The sequence below is a fragment of the Massilia sp. S19_KUP03_FR1 genome (assembly GCF_036688685.1).
Classification (GTDB): domain Bacteria; phylum Pseudomonadota; class Gammaproteobacteria; order Burkholderiales; family Burkholderiaceae_D; genus JALYUM01.
Window position 1 is genome coordinate 219,698 of sequence record NZ_JAQQPS010000010.1, and the last position, 6,607, is coordinate 226,304.

6 protein-coding genes and 1 pseudogene are annotated in these 6,607 nt (G+C 62.4%); 2 read left to right on the forward strand and 5 right to left on the reverse strand.

The features are described 5' to 3' along the window. Position 1: 1 nt before the first annotated feature. From V6M87_RS13355 to V6M87_RS13365, 3 genes are all read right to left on the reverse strand, one after another. Complete coding sequence (locus V6M87_RS13355; protein WP_332877119.1) at positions 2–829, reverse strand: hypothetical protein; 828 nt, start codon at positions 827–829, stop codon at positions 2–4. Positions 830–895: 66 nt separating this feature from the next. After that, positions 896–1,123 carry a hypothetical protein gene (locus tag V6M87_RS13360; protein ID WP_332877120.1) on the reverse strand — a complete coding sequence of 76 codons (228 nt, stop codon included), beginning with the start codon at positions 1,121–1,123 and terminating at the stop codon, positions 896–898. Between the two features lie 47 nt (positions 1,124–1,170). After that, positions 1,171–1,953, reverse strand: a complete 783-nt coding sequence (locus V6M87_RS13365; RefSeq protein WP_332877121.1) for a hypothetical protein — start codon at positions 1,951–1,953, stop codon at positions 1,171–1,173. A 229-nt stretch (positions 1,954–2,182) separates the two neighbouring features. Between V6M87_RS13365 and V6M87_RS13370 the strand changes: the two genes are divergently transcribed. After that, positions 2,183–2,374, forward strand: coding sequence for a hypothetical protein (locus V6M87_RS13370; protein ID WP_332877122.1), 192 nt, complete (start codon positions 2,183–2,185; stop codon positions 2,372–2,374). Positions 2,375–2,820: 446 nt separating this feature from the next. Here V6M87_RS13370 and galK read toward each other — a convergent pair whose 3' ends face one another. Both galK and V6M87_RS13380 read right to left on the reverse strand, forming a co-directional pair. Continuing rightward, the gene (gene galK, locus V6M87_RS13375; RefSeq protein ID WP_332877123.1) at positions 2,821–3,981 is read right to left on the reverse strand and encodes a galactokinase; all 1,161 of its coding nucleotides are present in this window, start codon (positions 3,979–3,981) and stop codon (positions 2,821–2,823) included. Between the two features lie 2 nt (positions 3,982–3,983). Next, on the reverse strand, positions 3,984–5,042 hold the full coding sequence (locus V6M87_RS13380; protein ID WP_332877124.1) for a UDP-glucose--hexose-1-phosphate uridylyltransferase: 1,059 nt from the start codon (positions 5,040–5,042) through the stop codon (positions 3,984–3,986). Positions 5,043–5,421: 379 nt separating this feature from the next. On the opposite strand from V6M87_RS13380, the pseudogene V6M87_RS13385 reads away from it, so the two are divergent. Then, a pseudogene (locus V6M87_RS13385) lies at positions 5,422–5,876 on the forward strand (IS6 family transposase); the annotation flags it as partial. Between the last annotated feature and the right edge of the window lie 731 nt (positions 5,877–6,607).

Below are 6,607 nucleotides of genomic sequence, written 5' to 3' on the forward strand. Positions count from 1 at the left end.
GTCAGATAATGAACTGCTCGAAATCGGGAAACGCCGCTTTCAGCAGGCTCTTCACACGTTCGCGATCGGCTTCGCGCAGCGCGACCAGCAACGGATCACGTGTCCGCCCGGGCAAGTCGAAGAGAATGCGGCTCTGCGTCAGTTCGTGCGCCATCATCGAGGTGAACTGATGATTGTCCTGGAGGGCCACGATGTGCTTGAACGTCTCCGCAAAGAACTTACGCAACTGGCCGTTCTCATCCCTGCGCAACCGGTCCAATGACGCCTGCTCGCCGCTACGCACATCGAAGAACTTCTGCGCCCGGTAGACCATCAGACCCAGGCCGGCCGTGACCAGCGCCGGCAGGGCAATCCCGAAGAACCACGAGATTGCCCGCCATACGGTTCCATATTCCTCTCGCCGGATTGAAATTGCAACCTCGAACGGGGGCAAGTCGTGTCGTAACAACAACAGCTTGCCATTGGTGCCCGCCGACGCATCGGGAAAGGCGGCATCCGGCAGCGCCAGCCACAAGGGCTGCCACGTGCCGGGGCGGGTTTGAAAAGCAATCACAGCCCGGCCCGCCTTAGAAACGCCGTCGCAGTTCACCTGCTCGCCAGTCTTGCCCAGCGCCAGGTGAGCGCCGTTGAAGCCGGTCGAGGTCGCGTTTATGATGCTGGCGACAGGCGCGCCGACATAGAAAAGCACGCAGACGGGTTGCGAAACGAAACGGCTGGGATGCTCGATCAAGGAAGGAAGGCCTACCACCACCGGTGGAAGGTCGGAAGATGCGCCGGCAGTGATACAAGCGGACATCGCAAGCGCCATGGAAAGCAGGGCGCCGGCCATCCGGCTTCTTACGGCAGACAGTCCTTTATCCATCGCGCGGCCCGCATATTTGAAGGTCGTTCCATTCTATATACAAGACCGGCGCCTGGCCAGACCGCATTCCCTTGAGTCCGCTGGCGCGCCGCCAGCACTGCGCGTGGCCGATACACGGTCGCACCAGCGATAGCTCGCTGGGGGCTTCGATCCACCCCAGCCGATGCGGTCGGACAGGGAACGGATGGCGCGCGATGAGAACTTGCCGCCCAGTGCCCCTGCCAGCAGCATGACCGGCACCACCAAGTCCACGTCGTTCATCGATATCCTCGCGAATGCTGTGCAATGCGCAGAAATGAAGCGATCACTCAGCCCTGCACCAGTCCCCGTTCGAACAAGCGCGCTTCCAGCTCGCGCCGTTTGACAAGGCCCGCCGAATCGGGCTCGCCCGCCCAGATCCGTTTCATGCTTCGGATCTGGGCGGGAATGGCGGCGAAATCCTGCGCCTGCATGGCGGCGCGAATGGCGCGCATCTCTCGATAGCGCTCGCCCTCGCGCTGGAACGACGCGCCGCGGTTATAGACCAGTGAGACCAGCGCGCCCAGGCTGTCGGGGTGCAGGGCTTCAGTGTTGGCCAGCGAACGCGTGGTCAGACCCGTATAGCTCACGACCGAGACATCGGTGAATACCTTGAATGCGTCGCTGTAGGGAATGTCGATATGGGCAAGCGGCTGCACCAGCGCGCTGGCGCTGGCGCCGGTCACGCCGCAGGCCTGGTTGAGCGCGTTCAGGTCCGCCTGCGTCAGAACTTTCGACCAGTCGCGCGCAAGCACGGCCTGCGTGACGTAGCCGACGTCGTAGCCGATGCCAATGGTGATCCCGGAGCGGCCGCGCGGCCAGATCGGATGTCGGTATTTGCGTTTGTAGACTTCGCGGCTGCTCACTTCGAAGGTGACGATGAGATCGATGGCGGCGTTCGAGATGGGAGGAGTGACCGTTTTCGATTTCTCGTCTTCATCGTCTTGAAAAGGACCGTACGCCGCCTCATCGTCATTCTGCAGATGTTCAAGCAGCGTGTCGTCGCTGCGCACTTCGTCAAGGAGCGCCTGAAATGGGCTCGGCGTTGCTGCGGGCGTGGTCGAAAGTGTCATGTTTGCAGCTGTTTTCACTTGCTTGGGTTCTGGGCCGGGACAGATCGTTTTGCAGCTTGCCACTCATCTTATCTGCGCGCGGACCGCGCTGATACCCGATGTTGTATTTTTTGAACGATTACAAAAATATATTTACTTTTGGTATAAATTTTATCGTTAAGATTTTACGGTGGCGCGATGACGGTATTGTGCGCGGCGCCTGCTCTGAACAGCCTGTCCGTCGTCTGCCATGAGCGACCAACTTACTGCAGCGAAAGCAGACCTGATCAGCTTCGGGTTCAATGTGTTGTTTGACCCCGACGGTAGTGCAGCGGCAGCACGCTGGTTTTCATTGGCCGTGCGCGAATTCCAGATGTATGCGACGAGGCCTCTCGTGGCACGAGAAAAGTCCGGCAGCGGTAGCAAGTTGCGCGGGATCTAGCGCCCTGAACCCGCGCGGAACGCGCTTGTCTATACGGGGCCGGTCGACGGTGTGCTGGCATCCGCGCTGCAAGCTGTCATCGACACGGGAAGCTGCACAAGTACCGTTGTCCCGTATCAAACATTGGACTACCAAACGCCTGGCGCCGTCGACGCAGCGTTTCGTGTGCCTGATTAACTGTCCTGGAAATCCGAAGTACCTCCGCGTTTCGTGTCGTGGTGGCGCGGGTGGACCGGCAAGGCGACGTCGCCTTGTCTGTCAACATGGCGGCCGCCCTGCTGCTGACCGTCACACCGGCCATCTGACCCGCCGCGCGGGCCTGACATGCAGGACGTAGCCGGCGCGCACGATGCGCCAGCCCGGCTTGAACAGCACGACCAGGCAGCGCATCTTGACGTGGCCGCATGCGCGCCGGCCGGATGCGGCCTGGAAGCCTGCCTGTGGCGTTACGGGCAGGCGCCGGCGCCGGCGGCAGCGCTGCAGACGTACACCGTTGCCTGCTCGCCGTTCGGCGCGCGGTAATGCTGCGCCACCGCCGCACGGGCTGCATCGACCAGCGCATGGGGCACCAGTGCCACCACGCAGCCACCGAAACCGCCACCGGTCATGCGCACGCCGCCCTGCAATCCGATCGCCGCCTTGACGATGGCCACCAGCTCGTCGACGGCCGGCACGGTGATCTCGAAATCGTCGCGCATCGATGCATGCGAGGCAGCCATGAGTTCGCCCATGCGGGCCAGATCGCCGGCCGCCAACGCCACTGCAGCGTCGGCAACCCGGGCGCTGTCCGTGACGATGTGACGGGCGCGCCGCAGCACCACCGGATCGAGCTCGGCGCCGCGCGCTTCGAGCATGGCCAGGTCGACGTCGCGCAGGGCCGGCACGCCGAAGTGACGCGCGGCCGCTTCGCACTGCAGGCGCCGGGTGTTGTATTCACTGTCGACCAGTCCGCGCGTGACCTGGGAATTAAAAATCATGATGGCGACGTTCGATGGGATCGGCACCGGCGTCACGTCCAGCGAGCGGCAGTCGATCATCAAGGCGTGGCCGGCGACGCCGGCCGCAGAACTGATCTGGTCCATGTTGCCGCACTTGCAGCCGACGAAGTCGTTTTCGGCGCGCTGGGCGGCCAGCGCCAGGTCGATCGGCGTCAGGTGCCCGAAGCCCGGCAGGGTCGCGAACAGCGTGCACACGGCAACCGACAGCGAGGCCGACGAGGACAGGCCGGCACCCTGCGGCACGTCGCCGGCGATGACCATGTCCATGCCGCACACGGGCAGGCCGCGCCGCACCATGTCGTCGATCACGCCGCGCACGTAGTTGGCCCACATGGGCGCTTCGAGGCGCGCAATCGGCGCGTCCAGTGAATAGGTGTCGGCAGCGTCGTCGTAGTCGGCGGCAATCACGCGCACCGTGCGGTCATCGCGCCGGCGGGCCACGATCGCCGTGCCGAAATTGATCGCGCACGGTAGCACCAGGCCGTCGTTGTAATCGGTGTGTTCGCCGATCAGGTTGACCCGGCCGGGTGCCTGGACCTGGATGGATGGGGCGGCGCCGAACGCGGCCTCGAATTGGGTGGCCGCGCGGGCCATAGGGGATTGCGTCATGTTCAATTGCCGGTAGAGGGGGTGTGAAGGTAGTGTACGTCGCCGGTCGCGCGCAGTTGCGCCGCCGCCTGCTCGGGGGTCAGGTCGCGCTGGGTTTCGGCCAGCATTTCGAAGCCCACCATGAATTTGCGCACCGACGCCGAGCGCAGCAGGGGGGGGTAGAAATGGGCATGCAGTTGCCACGGCGCGGCGTCATCGGATCCATACGGGGCGCCGTGCCAGCCCATCGAATACGGAAAGGCGCACTGGAACAGGTTGTCGTAACGGACCGTCAGGCCATGCAGGGCCAGCGCCAGGTCGGCGCGCTGGACATCGGTCAGCTGTTCCAGGCGCTGCACCGGGAAACGCGGCAGCAGCAAGGTCTCGAACGGCCAGGCGGCCCAGTACGGAACCACCGCCAGCCAGTACGCGGTCTGGATCACGACGCGCTCGCCGGACTGCGCTTCGCGTTCGGCATAGTCGAGCAGGAGCGATGTGCCATGGGCGGCAAAGTACGCGCGCTGGCACGCGTCTTCCGTGGCGGGCAGGTCGGGCAGAAAACTGGTGGCCCAGACTTGTCCGTGCGGATGCGGGTTGGAGCAACCCATCGCGGCACCCTTGTTTTCGAATACCTGCACCCAGCGGTGCGTCGCACCGAGTTCGGCCGCCTGGTCGCACCAGGTGTCGATGACACCTTCCAGCGCCGGCAGCTCGAGCAGCGCCAGCGATTTGCTGTGGTCGGGAGAAAAACAGATCACGCGGCTGGTCCCATGCACGCCCATGGCGCGGAACAAAGGATCGGCGTCGGGCGGCGCGATGGGCGTAGTGGGCGCGTCGGGGGTCAGCGCGGCGAAGTCGTTGGTGAACACATAGGTTCCGGCATACGCGGGATTTTGTTCACCGTTGACGCGTGTGTTGCCGGCGCACAGATAGCAGGCCGGGTCGTGCGCGGGCTGCACGGTGCGGTCGACGGCTTCCTGCTGGCCTTGCCAGGGGCGCTTGCTGCGGTGGGGCGACACCAGTACCCACTCATCCATGAGCGGGTTGTGGCGGCGATGGGGGTGTTCCGATGGGTCGAACATGGTTTCCTTGTCGGCGATAAGCAAAAGGGGCTGGCCGCGGCCGGATCTTTGCACGGATCACGGCCTGGCGCCGGCGATTTCCCAAAACGCTCAAGGCACTGATTGTTTGGGCGGAATAGTGCGCCGGCCCGCTATATTACTTGTGCCGGGGCGCCGCGTCTGCCTGGACTGGCAACGCCATGGCGCCAACGGCGTTTCCATAACTGCCACAGAGCTTGCCCGTACTGCCTTATTGTTGCTGTGTGTACTGCCAAACGGCCGCGTGCAGGCGGCCGCGCCTGACCTGAAAACGGCGTGTTCGCTTTACTGCGACGACAGCCTCACCGTTGCGACTGCCCGGCAAGTGCCGCCTGACGCATTAGCGAACGCCTGCGGGCCGGTCGACGATTCATCGATCAACCGGTGGGCGATTCGTTTCCTGCCGCTCATCGAGAAGATGGCCCGGAAACACAAACGCCCGGTGGGCGGCAGCTGGCGCATGGACGAGAGGTACATCAAGATCAAGGGCGTCTGGAAACACCCCTACCGCGCCGTCGACAAGCAAGGCAAGACCGTCGTTTCCTGCTGACGGCGAAGCGCGGCATGGCCGCGGCGCAGCGATTCTTCGACAAGGCCGTGGCAGAGAACGGCGATCCGGATAAGGCGGCGATCGATGCGATCAACGCCGGCCGAGCCGTGCCGATCGTGGTGCGCCAAGTCAAATATCTCAACAATATCGTCGATCAGGACCATCGCGCCATCAAGCGGGTGACCAGGCCGATGCTCGCCCGCATCGATTTGATCCACATGATTCGCAAGGGCCAGTTCGCAGTCGACGGCGCCGATGAAATGTAATTCGCCGAACAATGTTCTGCGTTGGCAGGAATGGTCCGTCCAGTTTAAGCGGCACATTGCCGTTCAGGGGAAGTCCGCGGTTTGATCTACAACGCGACAGCACCGCGCATCGCCCAGGTCGAGTTGTCCAGATTCTGTCTCGGTACTGTCGCAAATTCGTCCACGCAAAAGGCGAGAGCAAACCTGAATCGCGGCAAGTTTACAAGGGACGCGTTAAGTCCCCGAATATAAACATGTTTTCACGCCGGCCGGGCGGCGGTGCGGACTTGTGTATAACGAGGTGGGTTAAAGGCGTGGACGGCGTGCTTCTCTAAGTAAGTTCAGGAGAGAAAAACGAAGGAACCTACAAATGTAAACGCCAAGACAAACGTGACAACCCAGCCTTGCCAGCTTACGGGCGTCCAGCCAAAGCCGAACTTCTTTGGAACAAACCACGGCTTGTTCATATACAAAACCCCGAAAAATTGATTTGATGATACATCCAACTGAATCATAACTGATCTGACAAATTTGTAAAGTCGGCAATGTGCGAGACACACACCCGGAACGCTTCTGTCGCATTGGCAAACGCGGGTGGGCCGGACAGGTAAGCGGCCCCCTGTGTCAGGCTAGTTGTCAGCTTACACTTTTAGGAGAAAACTACCGCCGCTTAAGTGTCAAGTCTCGCCTGGTCATAAACGCGTTTGACGAATAACTCTGGTTTCTTATGCTGCCACTCCTTGAGCGCTTGA

Bases quoted from the DNA above. Each gene is read 5' to 3' on its own strand.
- V6M87_RS13355 (WP_332877119.1), bottom strand. From the start codon at position 829: ATGGCCGGCGCCCTGCTTTCCATGGCGCTTGCGATGTCCGCTTGTATC.
- V6M87_RS13360 (WP_332877120.1), bottom strand. From the start codon at position 1,123: ATGAACGACGTGGACTTGGTGGTGCCGGTCATGCTGCTGGCAGGGGCA.
- V6M87_RS13365 (WP_332877121.1), bottom strand. From the start codon at position 1,953: ATGACACTTTCGACCACGCCCGCAGCAACGCCGAGCCCATTTCAGGCG.
- V6M87_RS13370 (WP_332877122.1), top strand. From the start codon at position 2,183: ATGAGCGACCAACTTACTGCAGCGAAAGCAGACCTGATCAGCTTCGGG.
- galK (WP_332877123.1), bottom strand. From the start codon at position 3,981: ATGACGCAATCCCCTATGGCCCGCGCGGCCACCCAATTCGAGGCCGCG.
- V6M87_RS13380 (WP_332877124.1), bottom strand. From the start codon at position 5,042: ATGTTCGACCCATCGGAACACCCCCATCGCCGCCACAACCCGCTCATG.